The organism is bacterium, from assembly GCA_035419245.1.
Taxonomy (GTDB): Bacteria; Zhuqueibacterota; Zhuqueibacteria; order Residuimicrobiales; family Residuimicrobiaceae; genus JAKPUX01.
Map to the genome: position 1 here is coordinate 76,342 of DAOLSP010000008.1, position 20,631 is coordinate 96,972.

A 20,631-nucleotide genomic window follows, 5' to 3' on the forward strand; every position below is an offset into this window, starting at 1 on the left:
AGAGGCCTCTATGGTTCGACATCGTATTCTGGCAGGCTGCATCCTGGTCCTGCTCTTTGCCCTCATGCACCAGGGGTGCGCCCCTTCACGGCAAAACCTCGGGCACGAGCTGATCGAGCGCGGCGAATACGCGCAAGCCGTGCGGCCCCTCAAGATGGCGATCGCCGAAAACTATACCGACATCGAATCGATCCGCGACATGGGCATCGCCATGTACCACGCCGGCAAGCAGAAGCTCGCCCGCGGCTTTCTCCGCCTGGCCCTCAGCCGCTCACCCCGGGATCTCGCCGCCCTCTACTACCTCGGCCTGGTCTATGAAGCAAGCGGCGAGATCGGCCCGGCCATGCAGCAGTATAGCCTTTACACCCAGCTCAATCCCTCGGGCCCGGTGAGCCGCATCGTCCGCGGTCGGCTGCAGGTGCTGCTCCGCCAGCAGATGGCCGATCAGATCAAGACCCTGCTGGCCCAGGAGAACGCGATGGAGGCCACGCCCGCCCCCGAGAATTCCATCGCAGTGCTCTATTTCACCAACCTCTCCAGCAATCCCGAGTATATCCCCCTGCAGAAGGGCCTGGCCGAGATGATCATCACCGATCTCGCCCAGGTCCGGAGCCTCCAGGTGGTCGAACGGGCGCGCATCCAAATGCTCATGGACGAGATGGGACTGGGCCAGTCCGGCCTGGTCAAGGAGGAGACCGCGCCGCGGATGGGCAAGCTGCTCAGCGTGCGCCGGGTGGTCCAGGGCGCCTTTGCTGGGACCGAACAGAATCAGCTCCAGATCGATGCCGCGCTGGCGACGCTGGGGGTAGCGGCCGCAGCACCGGCTGAAAAGATCTCCGGCCCACTCGACGACTTTTATCAGCTGCAGAAGGATCTGGTCTTTAACCTGATCGATGTCATGGGATTAAAACTCTCGCGCGATGAACGGGAGGCCATCCAGCGCATCCCCACCAAGAATCTCACCGCTTTTATGGCCTGGTGCCGGGGCCTGGATGAAGAGGATCAGGGACAGTGGCAGAGGGCGGGGGAGGAGTACCAGCGCGCGCTCGAGGCCGATCCCGGATTCACGGCGGCCCGGCAAGCGGTAGAGCGCACCGAGGCGTTTGCCGCCTACACACCGCGGCCGGTCATGGCCGCCCCCTCGCTGCTCGCAGCGGCGACGACGCGGAAAGCAGAGGAGAAGCCCGAGAGCCGGCGGCAAAGCCTCCAGCCGGTTGAGACGCCGCCGGCAACGCCGGCCATCCTGCCAACGGTCGACCTGCTGACGCGCGCCGCCGCCCAGGTCACACCCGGCTTTATTCCGGGTCTTGAATCGCGCAAACCGACAACCGAAACCGGTTCGATCGGTCTCGGCACCGGTTTCCCGATCGAAGTCCATATCCAGTTGCCCGTCAAACACTGAATTGCACCCCTGTTTGCAGCAAGGAAAGCCCTATGATCCCGCAACGACGTGCATCTCTGCCGTTCCTTCTTTTCATCCTGCTCTTCTCTGTGGTCTCCCGGATGGCAGCCCAACCAGCCATGCTGCAGCGCTCCAGAGAGGGTGCCGCATCCGCTGGCGCCGTGTTCCAGCTGTGGAAGGTGGAGGACGATCAGGCGCGGCAGATCGCCTTCCCGGTGACTTTTCTCTACCCGGTCAACGAGCAAACCCAGCTCTCCATGGCCATGGGCCCGGCTTTCAGCACGGTGGAAAGCACGGGCAGCGCCGCCCTCAACGGTTTTTCGGACACGCGCTTCAGCGGCAGCTATCTCTTTAAAAACGAGAAACTCCTTGCCACCTTCGGCCTCAATCTCCCCAGCGGCAAGTCCGCTCTCAATACGGAAGAGCTGGCAGTGGCCAACATCCTCGCCCTGCACGCCTTTGATTTTACCTCGCCGATCCTCGGGCAGGGTCTGGACGTCAGTGCGGGCATGGTCAGTGCGTTCCCCCTCGCCGGAATGGTCGCTGGATTGGGCGCCGGCTTTTTGCTGCGCGGAGGCTTTGAACCCTACGAGAATGGCGGGGGTAGCTACAATCCCGGCGAGGAGATCACCCTTTCCGCCTCGGTGGACTATCCGTTAAGCCACCGGCAAAAGCTGATGCTGGATGCGGGATATACCCTGTATACCGCCGACAAGGTGGGTAGTGCCAAGGTATTCCAGGCCGGCAACCGCCTCACCCTCCAGGCGATGGCCTGGTTTCCCGGCTCGCGTGCCGGACTGCTCCTGCTGATCCGTGACCGTATCCGCGCCAAAAACAAGTTCAGCAGCGGCGAAGCTCTCATCCCCGAGCGCCAGAACAGCAACGGCAACGAGCTCGAGCTCTCCGCTACCGTCACCGTACCGCGCGGCGCCTATACCACCTTACGCGGCGTGGTCGAGGGCAAGGTCTATAGCAACAATGCCTATGAAATCGGCGGCGCCACCATCGGCGGTTTCGGCGCCGGTCTGAGCAAGACCTTCTCGCCGCACGTTTCGTTTGAGCTGGATGCCCGACTCTATGTCGGATCGCTCAAGACCGAGATCAATTCGGTCCATCTCACCGGCCTGAAAACCACAGGCGGTCTAAAATTCCGGCTTTGATCCTGTCGAGGAGTGATAACCCATGCGTTTGATGCTCAACAATAAATCAGCTGCCGTGCTCATCGCAGCCGCGGTGCTTCTCACCCTTGGCGGTTGCGGCCGGCAGAGCAATCAGCCCGATGGCTGGCCTACCCTGCGTCTGCATTTACGCTATGTCTCGCAGCCCGGTTCGCCCTCCTTTGTCGCCTCCCGGGGAGAAGCGCCGGCCGCCTTGGGCAAACTGGCTCGCCTGGTAGAGGATCAGGTCCTGCTGCTGCATTGCGATGACGCCACCCCCTCAGGTGCGGCGGATGCGACCGATTACCACAACGATTTCTCCCTCTATAACATCAAGCGGGATTCCTCCGTCACGCCCGCCCTCAAAAAAGCCCTGATCCTCGACGGCGCCAGCGGATATGGCCTCTCCAACACTTATGGCGCCGAAGCCGCTGAGCTCGATGGCACCCGGGGCTTCGAACTCTCTTTCCGCATGCGGCTGACCGGCCCGGCTACCTCCCGCGAGCAACGCATCTTCGACCGTCACGATCCCACCGGCGGCTTCACCGTCGGGACCATCATTCCCGCCGGTACCGTAGGATACGGCCAGCACCTCTACCTCCGCTTCAAACAGGACGGCACCGAGACGACCCTGGTTGGCAAATCCAATCTGGAGTTGGACCGCTGGTACAAGGTCACCGCCCGCTATGACCTCAGCCAAATGACGCTCCTAATCGACGATAAAACCGATACCTCACGCAGTGCGGCGGGCGCGGTCTCGCCCTCAAATCGCGCCACGGTTATCGGGGCCGGCTGGAACGGCGATGTGATCGGCTATTATTTCAAAGGACGCCTGGACGAAATCTCGCTCAAGACCAAGGTTGAGTATGAGGATCTGGACCGGGTCCAGCTGGCCATCTTTGATTTTTCTGAATATGCCAGCGAGGAGGCATTCTATCGCTCGGAGGCGTGGGAACACTATGCCCAGGCCCTGAATGCGATGACTGCCGATACGGCCTTCGTGCCGACCTGGGACCAATACGCCAAGCTCTGGCAGACCTATTTCAAGATCATCTCCGAACAGAACCTGATGGTGGATGGAGCCTTTGCGACGGGAACGGTGCGAGGTGTGGAAGGAATGAATGCCGTGGTGGTATCCGGCATCAAGGACGGTGTGATGAAATGGTATGGCGAGGCCCTGGTACTGGCGACCGGCGAGGGCGTGACCGATGTCTGGGTGCCTTTATATGGTTACGAGGGCGGCGCCTACTGATTGACCAGCAGCCGCTGCCGGACGATCCTGGCCATCTCTGCGGCGGCGCGGCTGTGCTGCATTCCCTCCAGCTTGCCGGAGGCCTGCGTTTTCCTCAGGCGTTCGTCCTCCGGCACATCTCCCCAATCCTTCAGTGTGATCCCCAGAACCGCTTTCACCACTTCGACCATGGCCTGCACCCGCCGCCGCTCTACATCCGGCTGCACGCGGTTGACGATCAGCCGCGGCTGGAACGACGCCCAGCCCTCGGCGATCACGGCGGTCAGGTGCGGATTGGCCTGCTGCAGCCGGTCGGTGAAGGCCGGCAGGGTCTCAACACGGTCCGGGTGCGTTAGATCACCGAGACGGCTGATCCGGGCGAAGAGTTCCGGCCAATGACGGGATTGATGCTGAATCTTGCGCAGAAAACCGTAGCGAATGAACTGGTAGCTTTCGAGCAGCGACGAATTGGGGATGCGCGCGATCACAAGGGAGTGATCGGCAGCGAGAAAGAGGTCGAGGTGGCGATAACTGGCACCCTGGCCGCAATCGATGATCAACTCGTCCGCCTGCAGTTTGCGCAGGTGCAGGAGCAGCTTTTGCTTGGCGGCCAGGGAGAGGCGGGGATGGTCAGCCATCGCAGAAGTACCGGTGATGAAGGCGAGATTTTTCAAGCCGGCCGGCTGCGGCAGACGGTTGATGTCTTCTCCCCGCTCCTGCAGGAAACGCCGCAGACGTGTCTCGTTCCCTGCCGGGTCGCTGCGTCCATACAGGCCGGATGCGGCCAGATCGCTGTCGAGAAGAATGGTGCTGCGGCCCAGATCCGCCAAAGCCATGGCGAGCAGCCAACTCAGGGTAGTCACGCCGCTGCCGCGATGTCCAGAGCCGAGGGCAAAAATACGCGGGCCCCGAACCGCTGCGGGGCCCGCGCTGGCGAGCAGCATATCGAGATCGATGGCGGCAAATTCGGCAAACATACGTTTTCCTTGTTGGATCCTGGCGGTATTGCACTGCAAGAGACAAGCCAGGAATGCGTAGTTTGCCGAAAAAATGACTCAGCAAAAACAATAGGTTAAATTTTTATCCCACCATCCTTCCGCTGCATTCGGGAGCCGCTGTACTAGGTGCATGACAGGTGTCCCTTTTGCGTGACGCGTGCCGCCCTCCCCCCTTTAACATCGCATTCCGTGACCGGCTCCGGCTACTTCTGAAACGGTGCAGCCTCCTTGAGATGGTTGACCTCCGTACCCATCACACTGTGCGGGATGGCGAAGGCGATCAGGGTGATGATGGCTGCGCCCAGCACCCAAGCGCGCACCCGCTCCGGACGGCGTAAATGCAGCGCGGCGATCAGCCAGACCACCAGGGCAATCAGGGTCTTGTTGTCCGTAAGATCGGTGCCAAAGGGCAGGCCGGTCCAGTAGGCGCCAAAAGCAGCGTGCTGTACCAGCGGGCCAAGCACCATGCCACCAACAAAAAGGAGCCCGAGCGTCCATAGAACCAGCCTGTCCAAGCGGGCTCCCCTTTTCAGCGCTTCCAGCCCGGTCCTGGTCGAGAGCAGCATCGCCATGAACATGACCAGAATGTGCGGAATGAGCACCGCAGCCGGAACCGGATAGCGGAACCGGCTGACGACCACGCCCTGCGCCGGGAGGCGCTGGGTCTGTCCATTCTGGGTATACTCGATATAATACTGCACTTTGCCGCCGGTGGGCTGCTCCGGCAATTCGGCCACGAATCGGCCTTGCTTGCTCACCATCGGCTGTGCGCTCCATTCGTCATTGGAATTGAGCCGCCGAAAAAAGATCGTCGCCTCCCCGGAATCGCTCCCCGCAGGAAGGGTCACCTGGTGATTTTCGCCGATGATATGGGCGCATGGCAATTTGTAGGAGATGGTCCGGCCATCGAGAAGAAAGGACCCGCGAAACGGATGAGTCGGACCGGTCAGCCGCTGATAGATGGCAGAGAAAAGCGTTATGACGATGGCCAGCAGCCAGAGAACAAGAGAGCGTTTCATGTCAACCTCGAAGGAAGGGCGGAGAATTTCGCAATCTAACAAACAGGAGAGGCCCTTATCTTATTCCATTCGGATGCAAAAGGGTTGAAAATAAGTTCTGAAAGCTTTACATTAAACCGATGATTAACCATGTCCGAACGTGTCCTTCTCTCAATATGAGGTAGTCTCATGTTCCTGCGACGCTTTTCCCTGATTGCACTCCTGGTGATTGGATTGCTCATCGCCTGCCGGGTCCGCAAGTCCATAGACACCGGCATCGAGTTCGTTAGAATCCCCGGCGGTGCATACTCCATGGGCGATACCTTTGGCGACGGCGACAGCGATGAGCAGCCGGTTTATCTCGCCAAGGTGAAAACCTTTTACCTCGGCAAAAGCGAGGTGACCGTAGCCCAGTTCCGCCGCTTTGTCGAAGCCACCGGCTATCAGACGGTTGCGGAAAAGGAGGGAAGCGGCTGGGCCTGGGATGGTCGCAAGATCGACCGGATCGCCGGGGCCAGCTGGCGCCATCCCGGCTTTGAACAGAACGACACCCATCCGGTGGTCAATGTCAGCTGGAGCGATGCCCAGGCCTTTTGCGAATGGGCCGGCTGCCGCCTGCCCACCGAGGTGGAGTGGGAGTATGCTGCGCGCAACCGCGGGGAAAAGATCCGCTTCAGCTGGGGCAATGAGACGCCCCAGGGCCTCCGGGGCGGCAATGTCGCCGATGAAACCGGGGCCGCCGGCTATCCTCTGAAAAGCTGGTTCAAGGGCTATTCAGACGGCTTTGTTTTCACCGCGCCGGTGGGTCAATTCGCTCCCAATGGGCTCGGACTGGTGGATATGACCGGGAATGTCCTCGAGTGGTGTTTCGACGCCTATGAAGAGTATATCGGTCCGATGCCGCCGAACCGCGAGTTCAACGCTATGCCGATGGAACGCTCGCGGGTGCTGCGCGGCGGCTCCTGGGCGGATGACCCCAACTACAGCCGCTGCAGCGAACGTGCTGGCCAGGACCCGGCTTTCTCTTTCCCTTGGATCGGCTTTCGCGTCGCCTCCTCCAGTAAACCCTGACTCTGCGCAATCGAAAGGAACCAACATGAAACGTCCAGCGCTGCTGCTTTCCCTCCATACCCTGCTTCTTTTTACGCTCCTCCTGCTCTCCTCGGGCGCCTTTGCTCTGCTCTTCGGCGCCGAAACGGCCGGCGAGGCCCGCCGACAGGTGACCTTCTTCTCGGTCTGGGCGCTGCCGCGTGTCTGGGTGGGGGCGATCCTTGGCTTTCTCGGTGTCGTCCTGCTGATGACCCGTCAGGCCACAACCTGGATACGCTTCGCCGCTCTCCTGGTGATCTTTTTCGCCTTCAGCATCGTTTCCATCCTGCCCTGGGGACGCTTCGCCGAGGGCATGGGGCTCCATCCGAGCCCGATGTGTACCATTGAAAAGTCGCTGATGTTCGTACAAATGGGGCGGACCGTCCCCATCGTCTTTTTCTCCATACTCGGCTTTATCCTGCTGATGACGCTCGCCGCCAATAAACTCTTCTGCGGCTGGAACTGCCCCATCGGCGCCCTGCAGGAACTCTTGCACCGGATCCCGCTGCCGCGCGGCTGGAAAGGCAAACTGCCCTTCCGTATCACCAACGCGATCCGCATCGCCCTCTTTATTCTCTTCGCCGGACTTCTCTTCGGCCTGGGCTTCAGCCTTTACGGCTGGCTCAATCCCTTCGAGTTTCTCCACTGGCGCCTTGAATGGGCGATTGTCCCGGCCTTCGCCGTCACCTTCATCGGGGCGCTCTTTTTCTACCGCCCCTTCTGCTATCTGGTCTGCCCGGTCGGACTGTTGACCTGGCTGGTCGAGCATTTCTCTATCCTGCGCGTGCGCCTCGACAAAAAGGCCTGCACCGATTGCATGATCTGCGTTAAAAAGAGTCCCTGCCCGGCGGTGCCGGCGATCCTTGCGGAAAAACGCAGCCGGCCCGACTGCCACGCCTGCGGCGCCTGCATCGAGGCGTGCCCGGAAAAGGCCCTCCGGTTCAAATGAGCCGGGGGATGGCATAATAATCAACCGCTGCATGGTCCACGGCGCCCCGCCCGCGGCCATGCAGCATCCTTTTCCCGGTGCCAGGAGATGAATACCCTGCTCGCTTTTTATCATCAGCTTCTCGCCTGCTATGGCCCCCAGGGCTGGTGGCCGCTGCTCGACCCTCCAGGCGAATCCCCCAGCCAAAGCGGCAGCCGGGGCGTCTACCACCCCGGCAACTATGACCTGCCTGCCACCCCTGGACAACGGTTCGAGATCTGCCTTGGTGCCATCCTGACTCAGAATACCGCTTGGCGCTCCGTCGAAAAAGCATTGATCAACCTGCAGCAGATGAAGGCCCTCCGCCCGGAAGGGCTGGAGGCCATTGACGAATCGCTGCTTAAGGAGGCCATCCGGCCTTCCGGGTATTTCAATCAGAAGGCGAAAAAGATCCGGACGTTTGCCAGGTTTTTCCTCGCCCTGGAGGAGCGCACCCCCTCCCGGGAGGAACTTCTCGCCCTCTGGGGCATCGGCCCCGAGACCGCCGACTCGATGCTGCTCTACGCCTTCAAGGTGCCCACCTTTGTCGTCGATGCCTATACCCGGCGGGTGCTGATCGCTGCCGGATGGATCGGCGGAACTGAATCCTATGATGCAATAAAAAGCATGTTCGAAAACCAGCTGCCGCGTGATCTGGCCCTTTTCCAGGAGTATCACGCCCTCCTCGTCGAACACGCCAAAAACCTGCGCGGATCGCGGCAGGAATAAAAAAAGGCAGCCGCGCTCCGGGCGGGCTGCCTTTTTTTACAGGAAATGGGCGGGCTACTTTTCTTTGCGCTGCTTCCGGGTGCCGAGGTCGTCCAGAATCGAATAAACCACCGGCACGATGAAAAGAGTGAGTAGAGTGGAGGTGATCAAGCCGCCGATCACCGCCTGTCCCATGGGCGCGCGGAACTCGCTGCCCTCGCCGAGGGCGAAGGCCACTGGGATCATGCCGAAGATCATGGCGAAGGTGGTCATTAGGATCGGTCGCAGCCGGATGGCGCCCGCCTGAATGAGTGCCTGAGTGCGCGCCACGCCCTGACGGCGCAGCTGATTGGCATAGTCCACCAGCAAAATGCCGTTTTTGGTCACCAGCCCCATGAGCATGATGATACCGATCATCGACATCATCGACATCGAACTGCCCCAGGCCAGCAGGGCCAAGACCGCACCGATCAACGACATCGGCAACGCTAGCATGATCGAGAAGGGATGAATAAAGCTCTCGAACTGTGCCGCCAGAACGATGTAGACAAAGATGATCGCCAGGGCCAGAGCCATGAGCATGTTAGCAAAGGTCTCGGTCTGCATCTGCCCCATGCCGACCACGCCGATGGCATACCCGGGCGGCACCTCCATCTTGCGGGTTTGCTGCAGGATGCCCCCCATGACCTGCCCTAGGGTTTTGTCATAGGTATTCGCCTCAACGCGGATCTCACGCTGCCGGTCGAAGCGGTTGATCTTGGAGGGACCCGAGCCCTGCTGGATCCTGGCGACATCGCGGATCGGCACCATCAGCCGCTGGCCGTTGCCTATATCCTTGCCGCTCTTGACCAATAGATCTCCTACGTCCTCCAGTGAAGAACGGTCCTCCTTTTTGAGACGGACACGCACATCGAACTGCTCGTCCCCCTCCTGGAAGGTGCTGGCGACATAGCCGTCGACCATGGCGCGTGCCGTGGTGGCGATCAGGGCGGCATTGGCCCCGAGATCCGAGGCCCGCTCGCGGTCAATACGGATGCGCACTTCCGGCTTGAAGGTCTCGAGGCTGTTTTGCACGTCAACCGCGCCGGGCGTCGCGCGTACGATCCCCTCGACTCGGTCGGCCAGTTTTTTCAGGACATTCAGATCATCTCCGCGCACGCTCATGATCATCGGTTTTTGCGAGCCGCCCATGCCCTGCTGGATGGTAAAACCGATGTTGGCGCCGGGGATGGACTGAAGCTCACTGCGCAGTTCGCCGAGGATGGCTTCAACGCCCTTTTCACGTTCCTTCTTGCTGACCAGCTTGGCAAATACTGTCCCCTTGGTCACTGGATCGTTGCCCGAGCCGATGGTGGTCAGCACCATCGTCACCTCGGGACGCTGGTGTAGGGTCTCCTCGATCCTGGTGCAAATCCGGCCGGTCTGCTCCAGCGAACTGCCAGGCGCCGCATCGACAGTGACGGTCAGCTGACTCATGTCGAAGCTGGGCATGAAGGCCGTGGCGAGGAAGCGGATGAGAAAGAGGCTGACGAAAAAGGTCGCCATGGCGCCGAAGACCAGGGTCTTGCGGTGATGCAGGGACCATTCGATCGCCTTTTTGTATTGTATGCTCAGGATCTCGAAGAAGTGGTTGAACCAGTAGAGGCCCCGGCGCAGCAGCGAGCCCTCGTTGGTCAGCTCCTCATCCTCCTCCCGCAGCCAGCGCGAGGAGAGCATCGGTGTCAGCGTGAAAGCGACAAAGAGCGAGACCAGCACGGCCGCCGAGACCGTGATTCCGAACTGGTAGAAGAAGCGGCCGGCGATACCGGGCATAAAGGCCACCGGGATAAAGACCGCCACGATGGTGAAGGTGGTGGCCATGACCGCTAGGCCGATTTCGCCGGTGGCCTTGCGCGCCGCCTCCATGGGCTTCTCGCCTTTCATCAGGTGACGGTAGATATTCTCGATGACGACGATGGCATCATCGATTAGCAAACCTACCGCCAAAGACAGGGCGAGCAGAGTCAGCGTATTGAGGGTGAAATCAAGCGCGTACATGATGATAAAGCTGGCGACGATCGAGGTCGGCAGCGCGATGGCGCTGATCAGGGTCGGCCGATGATTGGCCAGAAAGAGATAAACCACGATCACGGCCAATAGACCGCCATAGAGGATGTCAAAGAGCACATCACGCACCGAATCGCGGATGAAGGTGCTGTTGTCGCGCACGGTGACGAGCTGCACCTGGGGCGGCAGCTCTTTCCTGATCTCCGTAACTTGGCGGGTGATGCTGTCCGCTACCCGTACAGTATTGCTCCCCGACTGCTTGAGGATGCTGAGGACCACTGCGGGCTTGCCGTCGACGCGCGAGAGGCTGGTGCGCTCCTTGACGCCATCGACTACCGTGGCAATCTCAGAGAGGTACACCGGCTTGCCGTTGGGCGAGGCGACGATGACCTTGTCAAAATCGGCGACCGCGGTGTACTTGCCCATCGTACGCAGCAGGATCTGACGTTCGCCCTGGATCAGATTGCCTGCGGGCACCTCGACATTGGCCGCGGCGATGGCCTGCACCACCTCCTGAATCGAGAGGTTATAAGCCTGCAGCCGGGCGGCATCCACCTGGATTTCGATCTCACGCTCAGCCCCGCCGACCAAATCGACGCGGCCGACTCCGGGCACGTTTTCGAGACGTTTCTTGACGACATCCTTGGCAAAGGTGGTGAGCTCCTTATCGCCCATGCTCCCCGACAGGGCCAGGGTGTAGATCGGCGTGCTCGCCGGATCGAGGCGCTGGATCACCGGATCTTCAATATCGTCGGGCAGATCGGCGCGGATGGCCGCGATCTTTTCCCGCACCTCCTGGGCTGCCTGCTTGCCATCTACTTCCAGCTTGAACTGGATGATGACGATCGAGACATTCTCCTGGGAGATCGACTGGATATGCTCGAGCCCGCCGATGGTGTTGACGGCGTCCTCGATTTTTTTTGTGACATCGGTTTCAATCTGTTCCGGCCCCGCTCCCGCCAGGACGGTGGTGGCGGTAACATAGGGAAAATCGACATCCGGGAACTGATCGATATTCAATTTCATATACGAAAAGAGGCCCAGCACCAGTAGCGCAAGGATCATCATCGTTGCAAAAACCGGGCGATCTATCGAAACATCGGCTAATTTCATGAAAAGGTATACTCCTATTATTCAGCAGCGGCGATGATGTCAGTTGGCTGCAGGGGCGATGCTCACCAGGCTGCTGTCACGCAGATTGGTGGCTCCGGTGGTCACTACCATTTCCTGATCCTGCAAGCCTTGAAGGATCTCCACCCAAAATCCATCCGAAATGCCGGTGAGGACGGGCTGCGGAATGGCGCGGCCGCCGACCACCTTGTATACCTTGCTGGTCAGACCATCGCTGAGAATCGCGGTGGCAGGGACGACCAGGGCGTTGCTGCGCGGCGAGATCGTCACCGCCACCTTGCAAAACATCCCGGGGCGGTACCACTGATTCGCGGTGTTGGGGAATAGCGCCTTGACCTCGAAGGAGCGCGAGCGCACATCGGCCGAGCGCGAAATCTGCACGATCTTGCCCTGGACTCGTCCCTCCAACCCACCCTCGGACCAGATTTCGACGCTCTGGCCCGGAGCGATCTGCATGACATCCGCCTCATTGATGTTGAAGATGACCTTCATGCGGCGGATATCGGCGACGGTCGCCAGCACCGCACCCGGCTGCGAGAGATCGCCGAGGTTGACATTGAGGGCGGTGATCACCCCGGAGATGGGGGAGACCAACTCGACCGCGCTGCGCGCCGCCTCGAAATTGGCTTTGGCGACATCAAAGGCGGTCTGGGTGCCGTCGAGCAGCTGCTGCGAAATCGCCCCCTCCGCCAGCAGCACCTTCATCCGCTCCAGGTTCTTCTCGGCATTTTTATAGTTCGCCTCGGCCTGAAAATACTGGGATGTGGTGCCGCTTTTATCGAGCACGATGACGGTCTGGCCCTTTTGCACCGACTGCCCGACGCTGCTGTAGACGGCCGTGACTCGCTCCGAAATCTTGGCGACGATATTGGCCTGGGCCTCGCCTTCGAGCGTGCCCGTATAGCTCTTGTTCACTGCCAACGCCTCGCGTTTGACCCGGACGGTCTCCACCGGAACGATCTCGGCGCTGCTGTTCGCGGGCTTCGCTGTAGCCTGCTGTTCCGTCTTGCTGCACCCCCCCAGGAGCGCCAGAGCCGAAAAGGCCGAAACAAGGATCCATCCACGTTTTAAAACAAATGTGCTTTTCATCGTTTATACTCCACTTGATATCCTGTGAATGAAGGGATCAACGGCTGGTCCCGGTTGCAAACTCCCACTCGGTCTTGCTGACCAGATAATCATAAAGCGCCTGGGCGTAATTGGTTTGACTACGGGTCATCGCCACCTGGGCGTCGAGCAGCTCCAGCTGTGTGCCGACACCGCTCTTGAAGCGGGTCTGGGCGATGCGCACCGCTTTCTGCGCCTGCTCGATGTTCTTCTCCTGACCGCTCATACGCTTGCGGGCTTCGGTCATGCGCAACGCGCTGGCCTGGATCTGTACCTTGAGCCCCTCCTCCATCTTGAGGCGGGTGTAGCGCACCTTGTTGCGGTCCACTTTGGCCTGTTGCACCCGATTCCGTGTGCGGAAACCGTCGAAGAGGGGATAGGAGAGCGAAACCCCGGCATTAACCGTGTTGGCCCAGTTGTAATTGCCAAACTTGAAGGTATTATCCTGCGACTGCCAGACATAGCTGCCGACGGCATAGAGGGTGGGGAAATTGCCCGCCTTCTCTATGGAGATGTTTTTATCAAGCATCTGCTCCTGCAAGGCCAGTTGCTTGATGGCCGGATTGACCGCCAGGGCCTGCGCTTCGGCCTGTTGTGCAACATCCTCGGGCAGCTCTTCATAGGTCAGATCGCCTTCGATGGCCACAGGCTGGTCGAGGGGGATTGCCAGGAGATTCTTAAGCGCATTGACCGCCAGCTGATAGCTATTTTCCGCGGAAATCACCAACGGCTCGGTGTTGGCCAGCTGTACCTCGGCACGCAACAGGTCGTACTCGGCCGCGGCGCCGACGCGATACTGCGCCTGCACATTATTGTAGTTGGCCTGGATGACCTCCAGTCCTTGACGATTGGCCTCCACCAGCTTTTTGGCCAGCAGGATCTGATACCAGGCTTTGCGGGTGTCGCGGATGACCGCCTGCTGGGCGGCACTGTATGATTCCTTCGCCAGTTCGCGGTAGGTTTTAGCGATCTGCAGGGCAACCCCCACCTTGCGGCTGAAGAGGGCCTGGGAGAGCTGCACCGCGCCGGAGTAGGCGTTGTTGGAGCCGATTTCGAAGAGCAGGGTCTTGTTGGTCGGATTGATGGCGTTGCCGGGCGGCAGAAACATCACCTGCTTTTTGATATACCGCATATACTGCCCGGACGCAGTGAGCTGGGGAAAGGCCCCCGACCTGGCCTCGCCCACTTGGGCGTTGGCCTTGACGCGCTCCTCGCCGGCGATCATCAGATCGCGGTTCTGATGCAGGGCCATGGCAATCGCTTGCTCCATGCTCAGCGCTAGCGTGTCCCGGGTGGCCGACAGGGACTCGGCCTGAACGGATTGACCGCGCCACAAGAAAACAGCGAGAACGAGAAGGGATGTTACGCGAAATCTGGACATTGCTCGATTTATCCTTGGTTGGGTTTTCCGATTCCGTCAAAAAAAATCGTGGTAATCATATCGGCCGCCTCCTCAACCTCATCCCTGGGCATGGAATGCAGCGGGCCGAAGCGAGTCATGGTATAGGTGCGCACCATCCCCTCAAACAGGATGGCCAGCGCCAGCGGATCATAGCGGCAGGCACCGCATTGTTGCTGCTCCTCCTGGAAACTGTGGCTGATGGCTTGCCAGATTCTCTTCATGACCGAAGTGTAACGGGCCAGATAGGGTTTTCTCTTTTCCTGGCTGATCTGATGGATCCGGTGCATGACCAGGGCGATCAGCTCGGCGTTGTCGCGCGAATAGCGGATCATCGCGCCGGCATAGGTCGTCAGGCGCCGGCGGCCCTCACCCTCGCTCTCGATGAGGGTTCTGCGGGCGATGGCTTCCAGCTCGCCGACCAGCTGATCACAGATGGCGAGGAAGAGATCCTCCTTGGAGGAAAAGTAATTGTAGATCGTGCCCTTGCCGAACTCGGCGTGGCGTGCAATCTCCTCCAGGGTGGTCTCGTGATAGCCCTGACGGAGGAAAAGCTCACGGGCGGCGGCGAAAATATCCTGCTGCCGCGCCAGTTTTTCCCGTGCCTTGCGGCAAAGGGGGGGATGGGACATTATACAGAACCCGTTGGTTAGTTATATGACTGCTTGGTCATTTGGTGAATAATAAGTCATAATTTACTCACTTGTAGAGCAAAATGCAAGAACTATTTGCAGGAAAAGAGACGGTAGCGGATTTTAGACAGGGGAAGGGGGTACGGTCATAAGCGGTCGGGTTGCAGATGGGGTTCGCATGCGTTCACCATAATCGAGGCCGCTGCGGCGTATCGGGCTGCCGCTCTCGGCGGATTCCCTTAGGCGAGATACTTGGCTGCGATGGATCATGTGCATTGCGGGGTCGAGTAGAAAGAATAAGCGGCGTCCCAACGGTGCTGCCGGAGGGACGCCGCAAGGGGAATTCCTGGTGCTCGGCCGAGGGGCCGATCACGGCGTCTGGCGGTGCGGATCGAGCCGGGCGTTGTTGTCCCATAGGGTATAATCGCTGGCGGCCACCGAACCGTTGAGATCGATGTCGCTGACGCGGTATCCCGATTCGCTGTTCAGGTTGGCGCTGTGCCAGATCACATAATCGCGCGTGGTGATGATGCCGTCCTGGTTGATGTCGCCGGCCCAGAGGCCCCAGATGTTGGGCTTGAGCTCTACGCAGGCGCGGCCGCCCGGTCCTAAGGTCCAGGATTGGCTCTCGGCGGTCGTGAAATCGTACATGGCCGCCGGGCCGGAGCTCAGGGCTATCGGGGTGGCACTCATGACGGCGATATGATTACGATGGCGGATGACGATATGATAATTGCCGTCCGGTACCCCCTCCATGATGATTTGGGTGTTGATGCCGTCGTCATCGACCAGGGCACCATTCTTGTTCAGCAGCACGCTTTTGGCGGTTACGAATCCGAAACCGGCATCGCGTAGCTCGACCTGCACCCAGTCGGTGATATTGGCCGGTATGGAGGTGAGCATGCGATGGTCGGGATAGGGGGAGACCAGCGGAATCTGATTCGCGGTGTTCAGGGCTGTCGACATCAGGCCGCTGACGGGATCATAGGGGCCCTGGAGGAAGATCTTCGCCTGGAGATAGACGTAGCTGTTCTCGAGCCACTGGGCGAAGCGGAAGGAGGGTTTGCTGCCCGCCTTGGTGAACGCCCCGCCGAGGAAGAGGTCACCGCCGCCGAGAGCGTAAACGGTGCTGTCGAGGCCGTTGCCGGGAGCGCTCCAGCTGTTGGTGCCAGCGTGAAAGATGGCAAACCGTCGTGCCGGTAGCCCCCCCGCCTCCATGAAATCGCCGCCGATGTAGATGTTATCGCCGATCACATCGATGGCCCGGACCGGGCCATTGGCACCGCTGCTGACGGGGTCCCAGATCGAACCCGCCCAGCGGGCGAGGCGCCGCGCGGGCAGGGTACCCGCCTTAGTGAAATTGCCGCCGACGTAGACCACTCCGGCCAGGCCCGGCCGCATGACGTAGACGGTGCTGTCGAGGCCGGTGACCATGGGGAACCAGGCCTGGCGGTCGCCGGACCACATGGCCGCGTAGTTGAGATAGTAGCCGCCGCCCTGGGTGTTGCGGAATTTCCCGCCGGCGTAGAACATGAAACTCTCATAGGTCAGGGCATAGACCGTGTTGTCCATGCCGAGTCCGATCGGCTTCCAGGATCCGCCGTTCCAAAGAGCAACGCGATAGGCGGGCACGCCACCCGCGGTGTTGAATTCGCCGCCGGCCACTAACGAGTCGATGCCGTTGCTTGCAAGTGCATAGACGGTGCCGGTCCCGGGTGAGCCGTTCGAAAGACCTGTGCCGACAGCGGACCAGGCCGTCCCGCTCCAGCGGGCGATATTGCTGGCAGCGATTCCGCTGGCGCTGTTGAAACGGCCGCCGGCGAAAAGATCGCTCCCCTGCTTGGCCAGGGCATAGACGGTGCCGTTGATGCCTTTCCCGAGCGGGCTCCAGGTGGTGCCGTTGTAACAAATAATACTGCTGGCGCTGATGCCGCCGCCTTGTGTGAACGAGCCGGCGATATAGGTCATTGCTCCATCTCTCAGGATGGCGTAGACCGGGCCGTTAAAACCCTTTCCGGAGTAGAGCGACCTGAAAAATTCGCCATCCCAGGTGGCGATGTGGTTGGCGGTGACCATCCCTGCTGTGCTAAAGTCTCCGCCCACGTGCAGACGGCTGCCGCTGCAGGCGAGGGCGTAGACAAAGCTGTTGACGCCGTTGCCAAGAGCGCGCCAGGTGCTGCCGTCCCATTTGGCCAGACGCAGGGCGGCGATGCCGCCTATCGTGTAAAAGTGGCCGCCGGCGTAGAGGGAGAGGCCGTCGGTGGCGAGGGCGGTGACGCGCTGGTCAGCTCCGCTGCCGAGGGCGATCCAGGCAGCGCCGTTCCAGCGCGCAATATAATTGGCGGAGACGGTCCCGGCGGTCGTAAAGTCGCCGCCGGCGTAGAGAGCGCCGTTATGCCAGGCGAGGGCGCGGACGGTGGCATCGGTCCCGGCAGCCAGGGTGAACCAGGCGGCGCCGGTCCAGCGGCCGACGCGGTTGACCGGGGTGCTGCCGATGAAGGTGAAATCACCACCGACATAGAGATCGGTGCTGCTGGCGGCGAAGGCGAGGACCGGACCGTTGCAGCCGGCGCCGACGGCGCTCCAGCTGCTGCCGTTCCACTGGGCGATGCGGTTGAGGGCGATAGGACCGCTTGCGGTGAATTCGCCGCCGGCGTAGAGGGCGCCGTTGAAATAGCTCAGGGCGCGCACCTTGCCGTTAAAGCCTTCCCCGAGGGGGTTCCAGCGCGCTCCGTCCCATTGGGCGATACGCTGGCAAAAGATATTGCCGGCGTAGATAAAATCGCCGCCGATGAAAACCCCGGTCTCCGTTACCAGGATGGCGTGCACGTTGCCATCAACACCCGATCCGAGCGCGGACCAGGAGGCGCCGTCCCATTTGGCAATGCGGTTGGCCATGATGGGGCCAATGGCGCTGAAATAGCCGCCGACATAGAGCACGCCGTCGCGAACGGCCAGCGCGGTGACGATGTTGTCGGCGCCGGAGAAGGCGTACTCGGAGCTCCATTTCTCGATCGCTTCGGGGGTGGAGGGTTGCACGGTGCGTGCCGGGGTGAAGCGGGGCCGCCCCTGGCTATCGACCGACATGGTAAAGCCGGAGGGATCCAGGACGCCTGAAGGAGTGCTGCTGAGATCGATCGTCCCATCTGCGCGCAAGACCTTGGAGAGGGGCTGGAGAACGGCCGGTTGCGCCCAAGCAGAGCCGCCTGCTGCCCCCAAACCTGTGGCGATCCATAGCACAACTGCTGCGAAATCAAAGGCCGGATATCTCATCTCCCTTCTACCTCCTCTGCTGATCGTGAACGGCCTCTCTACGAAGTCGATCCGGGTGCTGCCTGTGAAAACCGTACGGTATCTGATCTGCTGTTATGTACGCGCAATCGGGATTTTTTGCGAAAAGTTTCGTCCAATTCCTTCCGTTTCGGCAGATGGAGATCCCCGCCGCCACCTCGCAATTTCCTTGCATTTCCCTTAGAAATGATGTACTTTAATCAAAATCGAATCGTCCCGGAATCGTCCCCCATGCGCAAGATTGCTCTACTTATACTGATGACGCTGTTACCGGCCTTGCTGCCTGCAACGGACACTTTTCCTCCGCGGCGGGGTGCGGTCAATGATTTCGCCGAGGTCATCCCCGACGCGGTGGAAGCGCAGATCGAAGCGCTGGCTATAGAGGTCTGGAATAAAGCCGGGGTGGCTATCGTGATCTGCACCATGCCCACCATCGGGGAAGCCGATTATCAGACCTATGCCAACGAACTCTACTCGGCGTGGGGCATCGGTAAAAAGGGCGAAGACAAGGGACTTCTGATTTTCAATGTCACGGATATTCGCAAGATCTGGATCGAAACCGGCTATGGGGTGGAGGGGTTCATCAACGACGCCCGCGCCGGCGATGTCTACCGCCGCTATATGGTGCCCAATTTCCAGCAAGGGAATTTTGGCGAGGGGTTCCTCGAAGCAACCCAAGCTTTCGCCGGCATGGTCGGTGAGGAGTATGGCCTGACCTTCGATAATCAGACCATCATGCCGCAGCGTGTGTCCGGATCATCCCTGGACGGGGAGGACTGGATTGTCGCCCTTTTTGTCCTTTTCATCATTGCCATGATCCTGATGGGGACTTCCCGCGGCACGGGCTGGGGATCAGGCGGCGGCTGGGGTTCGAGCCGGCGCGGCGGCTGGGGCAGCGATTGGGGCAGCGGTGGCTGGGGCGGAGGAGGCTGGGGCGGCGGTTTTGGCGGTGGTGGCGGCGGCGGTTTCGGGGGCTTTGGCGGCGGCTCGAGCGGCGGTGGTGGCGCCGGTGGCGGCTATTAGCTGGGGCTATTCCGGCAGGCACACGAACCTGCCCGTTATCCAGGAGCATAGGAGAAGAAGATGGCGAAGCATCCCGAATCACCCATGGTGATCGCCGGAGAATTCACTGAAGAGGTTAAAACGATCTTTGGCGAGGAACTCGTCGCCGTAATCCTCTATGGCAGCGCGGCCGGCGGCGCATGGCAGCCGAAAAAATCGGACATCAATTTCCTCATTGTCCTCTCCGAGGTGGCTATCACCGGACTGAATGCGGCCTTTCCCTTGGTCGAAAAATGGCACAAGCGCCTCCGTACCCTGCCGGTTTTCATGACGCGGCAGTACATCGAGGCTTCACTGGACAGCTTTCCCATCGAATTTCTCCACATGCAGCGCCGCCACACCACCCTCTATGGTGAAGATGTGCTCGAACCCCTGCAGATTGCACACGCCCATTTGCGGCTGCAATGCGAAGAGCAGATCAAGGGCAAACTGCTGCACCTCCGCGCAGAGTATCTCGCCACGCTGGGCAAAAGGCACCGGATCCAGCAGTTCTTCAACTTGACCCTGGCTGCCTTTGCCGTTCTCTTCAAGGCGTTGCTCGTCCTCAAGGGGGCTGAAATTCCAGCGGAGGCGGGTGCGACCATCCTGCGAACCGCCGAAGTCTACGGACTGGATGTGGACCTCTTTCAGCAGTTGCTTCAGGCCGGCGACAGGAAGAGCAAGTTATCCCATGTCGAATTGAACCATATTGCAGCAGCTTATGTTGAAGAAATCAACAAGTTGGCACGGATTATAGACCAAATGGAATAGTAAAGGGAGGAGCACATGTCGAAAGCATTAAAAACCATCCTGATCGTCGTCGCGATCCTGGCCGTCATCGGCTTCCTGATCTTCACCCCGTATAACCGGCTTGTCGGCCTCGACGAGGGGGTTAAAAACGCCTGGGCGCAGGTCCAGAACCAGCTGCAGCGTCGAATGGACCTGATCCCCAATCTCGTCAAGACCGTCGAGGGTTATGCCAATTTTGAACGTTCGACCCTCGAGGCGGTGATCAATGCCCGCGCCAAGGCGACCAGCACCCAGATCAATGCCGGGGACATGAATCCGGCGCAGCTCCAGCAGTACATGGAAGCCCAGAACGGCCTGACCAGCGCCCTTGGCCGCCTTATGGTCGTCGTCGAAAGATACCCCGAACTGAAGGCCAATGAGAATTTCATCCGCCTCCAGGATGAACTGGCGGGAACCGAAAACCGCATCGCGGTCGAGCGCAAGCGCTACAACGATGAAGTGCGCGTTTACAATCAGTCTGTGCGCAAATTCCCGACGGTTCTCATCGCAAATCTCCTCGGCTTCCCACAAAAACCTTACTTCGAGGCTCCGGTCGAGGCCAAGACAGCGCCGACCGTTGATTTCAGCGGCCTCAAGAAATAATGCGCCGGCGCCGCAAGGCCGCCCGATTCCGGTTTTAAAAAA

At 60.3% G+C, this 20,631-nt stretch carries 16 protein-coding genes; 9 read left to right on the forward strand and 7 right to left on the reverse strand.

Features of this window, described 5'->3' with window-relative positions:
* Nucleotides 1-10: 10 nt before the first annotated feature.
* The 3 genes from PLH32_11280 to PLH32_11290 are packed head-to-tail and all read left to right on the forward strand — an operon-like array spanning nucleotide 11 to nucleotide 3,811.
* On the forward strand, nucleotides 11-1,402 hold the full coding sequence (locus PLH32_11280) for a CsgG/HfaB family protein (GenBank protein HQJ65184.1): 1,392 nt from the start codon (nucleotides 11-13) through the stop codon (nucleotides 1,400-1,402).
* Between the two features lie 32 nt (nucleotides 1,403-1,434).
* Nucleotides 1,435-2,562, forward strand: coding sequence for a hypothetical protein (locus PLH32_11285; GenBank protein HQJ65185.1), 1,128 nt, complete (start codon nucleotides 1,435-1,437; stop codon nucleotides 2,560-2,562).
* 22 nt (nucleotides 2,563-2,584) lie between these two features.
* Nucleotides 2,585-3,811, forward strand: coding sequence for a LamG domain-containing protein (locus PLH32_11290; protein ID HQJ65186.1), 1,227 nt, complete (start codon nucleotides 2,585-2,587; stop codon nucleotides 3,809-3,811).
* On the opposite strand, the gene PLH32_11295 is transcribed toward PLH32_11290, so the two are convergent.
* The gene (locus tag PLH32_11295; protein ID HQJ65187.1) at nucleotides 3,805-4,767 is read right to left on the reverse strand and encodes a hypothetical protein; all 963 of its coding nucleotides are present in this window, start codon (nucleotides 4,765-4,767) and stop codon (nucleotides 3,805-3,807) included. The genes PLH32_11290 and PLH32_11295 overlap by 7 nt on opposite strands.
* A 224-nt stretch (nucleotides 4,768-4,991) precedes the next feature.
* On the reverse strand, nucleotides 4,992-5,807 hold the full coding sequence (locus tag PLH32_11300; protein HQJ65188.1) for a hypothetical protein: 816 nt from the start codon (nucleotides 5,805-5,807) through the stop codon (nucleotides 4,992-4,994).
* A 168-nt stretch (nucleotides 5,808-5,975) separates the two neighbouring features.
* Between PLH32_11300 and PLH32_11305 the strand changes: the two genes are divergently transcribed.
* From PLH32_11305 to PLH32_11315, 3 genes are all read left to right on the forward strand, one after another.
* The gene (locus tag PLH32_11305) at nucleotides 5,976-6,857 is read left to right on the forward strand and encodes a formylglycine-generating enzyme family protein (protein HQJ65189.1); all 882 of its coding nucleotides are present in this window, start codon (nucleotides 5,976-5,978) and stop codon (nucleotides 6,855-6,857) included.
* 25 nt (nucleotides 6,858-6,882) lie between these two features.
* Entirely contained in the window at nucleotides 6,883-7,824 is a 942-nt protein-coding gene (locus PLH32_11310) for a 4Fe-4S binding protein (protein ID HQJ65190.1), read from the forward strand.
* A gap of 87 nt (nucleotides 7,825-7,911) precedes the next feature.
* Nucleotides 7,912-8,571 (forward strand): endonuclease III domain-containing protein, encoded by a 660-nt coding sequence (locus PLH32_11315; GenBank protein HQJ65191.1) that lies wholly within the window; start codon nucleotides 7,912-7,914, stop codon nucleotides 8,569-8,571.
* Between the two features lie 54 nt (nucleotides 8,572-8,625).
* Here the strand turns inward: PLH32_11315 and PLH32_11320 are convergent, their stop codons facing one another.
* From PLH32_11320 to PLH32_11340, 5 genes are all read right to left on the reverse strand, one after another.
* Entirely contained in the window at nucleotides 8,626-11,709 is a 3,084-nt protein-coding gene (locus tag PLH32_11320; GenBank protein ID HQJ65192.1) for an efflux RND transporter permease subunit, read from the reverse strand.
* A 39-nt stretch (nucleotides 11,710-11,748) separates the two neighbouring features.
* Nucleotides 11,749-12,816 (reverse strand): efflux RND transporter periplasmic adaptor subunit, encoded by a 1,068-nt coding sequence (locus PLH32_11325; GenBank protein HQJ65193.1) that lies wholly within the window; start codon nucleotides 12,814-12,816, stop codon nucleotides 11,749-11,751.
* Between the two features lie 37 nt (nucleotides 12,817-12,853).
* Nucleotides 12,854-14,215, reverse strand: a complete 1,362-nt coding sequence (locus PLH32_11330; GenBank protein HQJ65194.1) for a TolC family protein — start codon at nucleotides 14,213-14,215, stop codon at nucleotides 12,854-12,856.
* Nucleotides 14,216-14,223: 8 nt separating this feature from the next.
* Nucleotides 14,224-14,865 carry a TetR/AcrR family transcriptional regulator gene (locus PLH32_11335; GenBank protein ID HQJ65195.1) on the reverse strand — a complete coding sequence of 214 codons (642 nt, stop codon included), beginning with the start codon at nucleotides 14,863-14,865 and terminating at the stop codon, nucleotides 14,224-14,226.
* Between the two features lie 369 nt (nucleotides 14,866-15,234).
* Entirely contained in the window at nucleotides 15,235-18,138 is a 2,904-nt protein-coding gene (locus PLH32_11340) for a hypothetical protein (GenBank protein HQJ65196.1), read from the reverse strand.
* Between the two features lie 249 nt (nucleotides 18,139-18,387).
* Between PLH32_11340 and PLH32_11345 the strand changes: the two genes are divergently transcribed.
* The 3 genes from PLH32_11345 to PLH32_11355 are packed head-to-tail and all read left to right on the forward strand — an operon-like array spanning nucleotide 18,388 to nucleotide 20,589.
* Nucleotides 18,388-19,179 (forward strand): TPM domain-containing protein, encoded by a 792-nt coding sequence (locus PLH32_11345; protein HQJ65197.1) that lies wholly within the window; start codon nucleotides 18,388-18,390, stop codon nucleotides 19,177-19,179.
* A 60-nt stretch (nucleotides 19,180-19,239) separates the two neighbouring features.
* Nucleotides 19,240-19,968 (forward strand): hypothetical protein, encoded by a 729-nt coding sequence (locus tag PLH32_11350; GenBank protein HQJ65198.1) that lies wholly within the window; start codon nucleotides 19,240-19,242, stop codon nucleotides 19,966-19,968.
* A gap of 15 nt (nucleotides 19,969-19,983) precedes the next feature.
* Entirely contained in the window at nucleotides 19,984-20,589 is a 606-nt protein-coding gene (locus PLH32_11355; GenBank protein ID HQJ65199.1) for a LemA family protein, read from the forward strand.
* Nucleotides 20,590-20,631 lie beyond the last annotated feature (42 nt).

Coding starts and splice junctions, on each gene's coding strand:
- PLH32_11330 (HQJ65194.1), bottom strand. CDS start 14,215: ATGTCCAGATTTCGCGTAACATCCCTTCTCGTTCTCGCTGTTTTCTTG.
- PLH32_11290 (HQJ65186.1), top strand. CDS start 2,585: ATGCGTTTGATGCTCAACAATAAATCAGCTGCCGTGCTCATCGCAGCC.
- PLH32_11345 (HQJ65197.1), top strand. CDS start 18,388: ATGCGCAAGATTGCTCTACTTATACTGATGACGCTGTTACCGGCCTTG.
- PLH32_11285 (HQJ65185.1), top strand. CDS start 1,435: ATGATCCCGCAACGACGTGCATCTCTGCCGTTCCTTCTTTTCATCCTG.
- PLH32_11300 (HQJ65188.1), bottom strand. CDS start 5,807: ATGAAACGCTCTCTTGTTCTCTGGCTGCTGGCCATCGTCATAACGCTT.
- PLH32_11295 (HQJ65187.1), bottom strand. CDS start 4,767: ATGTTTGCCGAATTTGCCGCCATCGATCTCGATATGCTGCTCGCCAGC.
- PLH32_11305 (HQJ65189.1), top strand. CDS start 5,976: ATGTTCCTGCGACGCTTTTCCCTGATTGCACTCCTGGTGATTGGATTG.
- PLH32_11335 (HQJ65195.1), bottom strand. CDS start 14,865: ATGTCCCATCCCCCCCTTTGCCGCAAGGCACGGGAAAAACTGGCGCGG.
- PLH32_11280 (HQJ65184.1), top strand. CDS start 11: ATGGTTCGACATCGTATTCTGGCAGGCTGCATCCTGGTCCTGCTCTTT.
- PLH32_11325 (HQJ65193.1), bottom strand. CDS start 12,816: ATGAAAAGCACATTTGTTTTAAAACGTGGATGGATCCTTGTTTCGGCC.
- PLH32_11310 (HQJ65190.1), top strand. CDS start 6,883: ATGAAACGTCCAGCGCTGCTGCTTTCCCTCCATACCCTGCTTCTTTTT.
- PLH32_11320 (HQJ65192.1), bottom strand. CDS start 11,709: ATGAAATTAGCCGATGTTTCGATAGATCGCCCGGTTTTTGCAACGATG.
- PLH32_11315 (HQJ65191.1), top strand. CDS start 7,912: ATGAATACCCTGCTCGCTTTTTATCATCAGCTTCTCGCCTGCTATGGC.
- PLH32_11350 (HQJ65198.1), top strand. CDS start 19,240: ATGGCGAAGCATCCCGAATCACCCATGGTGATCGCCGGAGAATTCACT.
- PLH32_11355 (HQJ65199.1), top strand. CDS start 19,984: ATGTCGAAAGCATTAAAAACCATCCTGATCGTCGTCGCGATCCTGGCC.
- PLH32_11340 (HQJ65196.1), bottom strand. CDS start 18,138: ATGAGATATCCGGCCTTTGATTTCGCAGCAGTTGTGCTATGGATCGCC.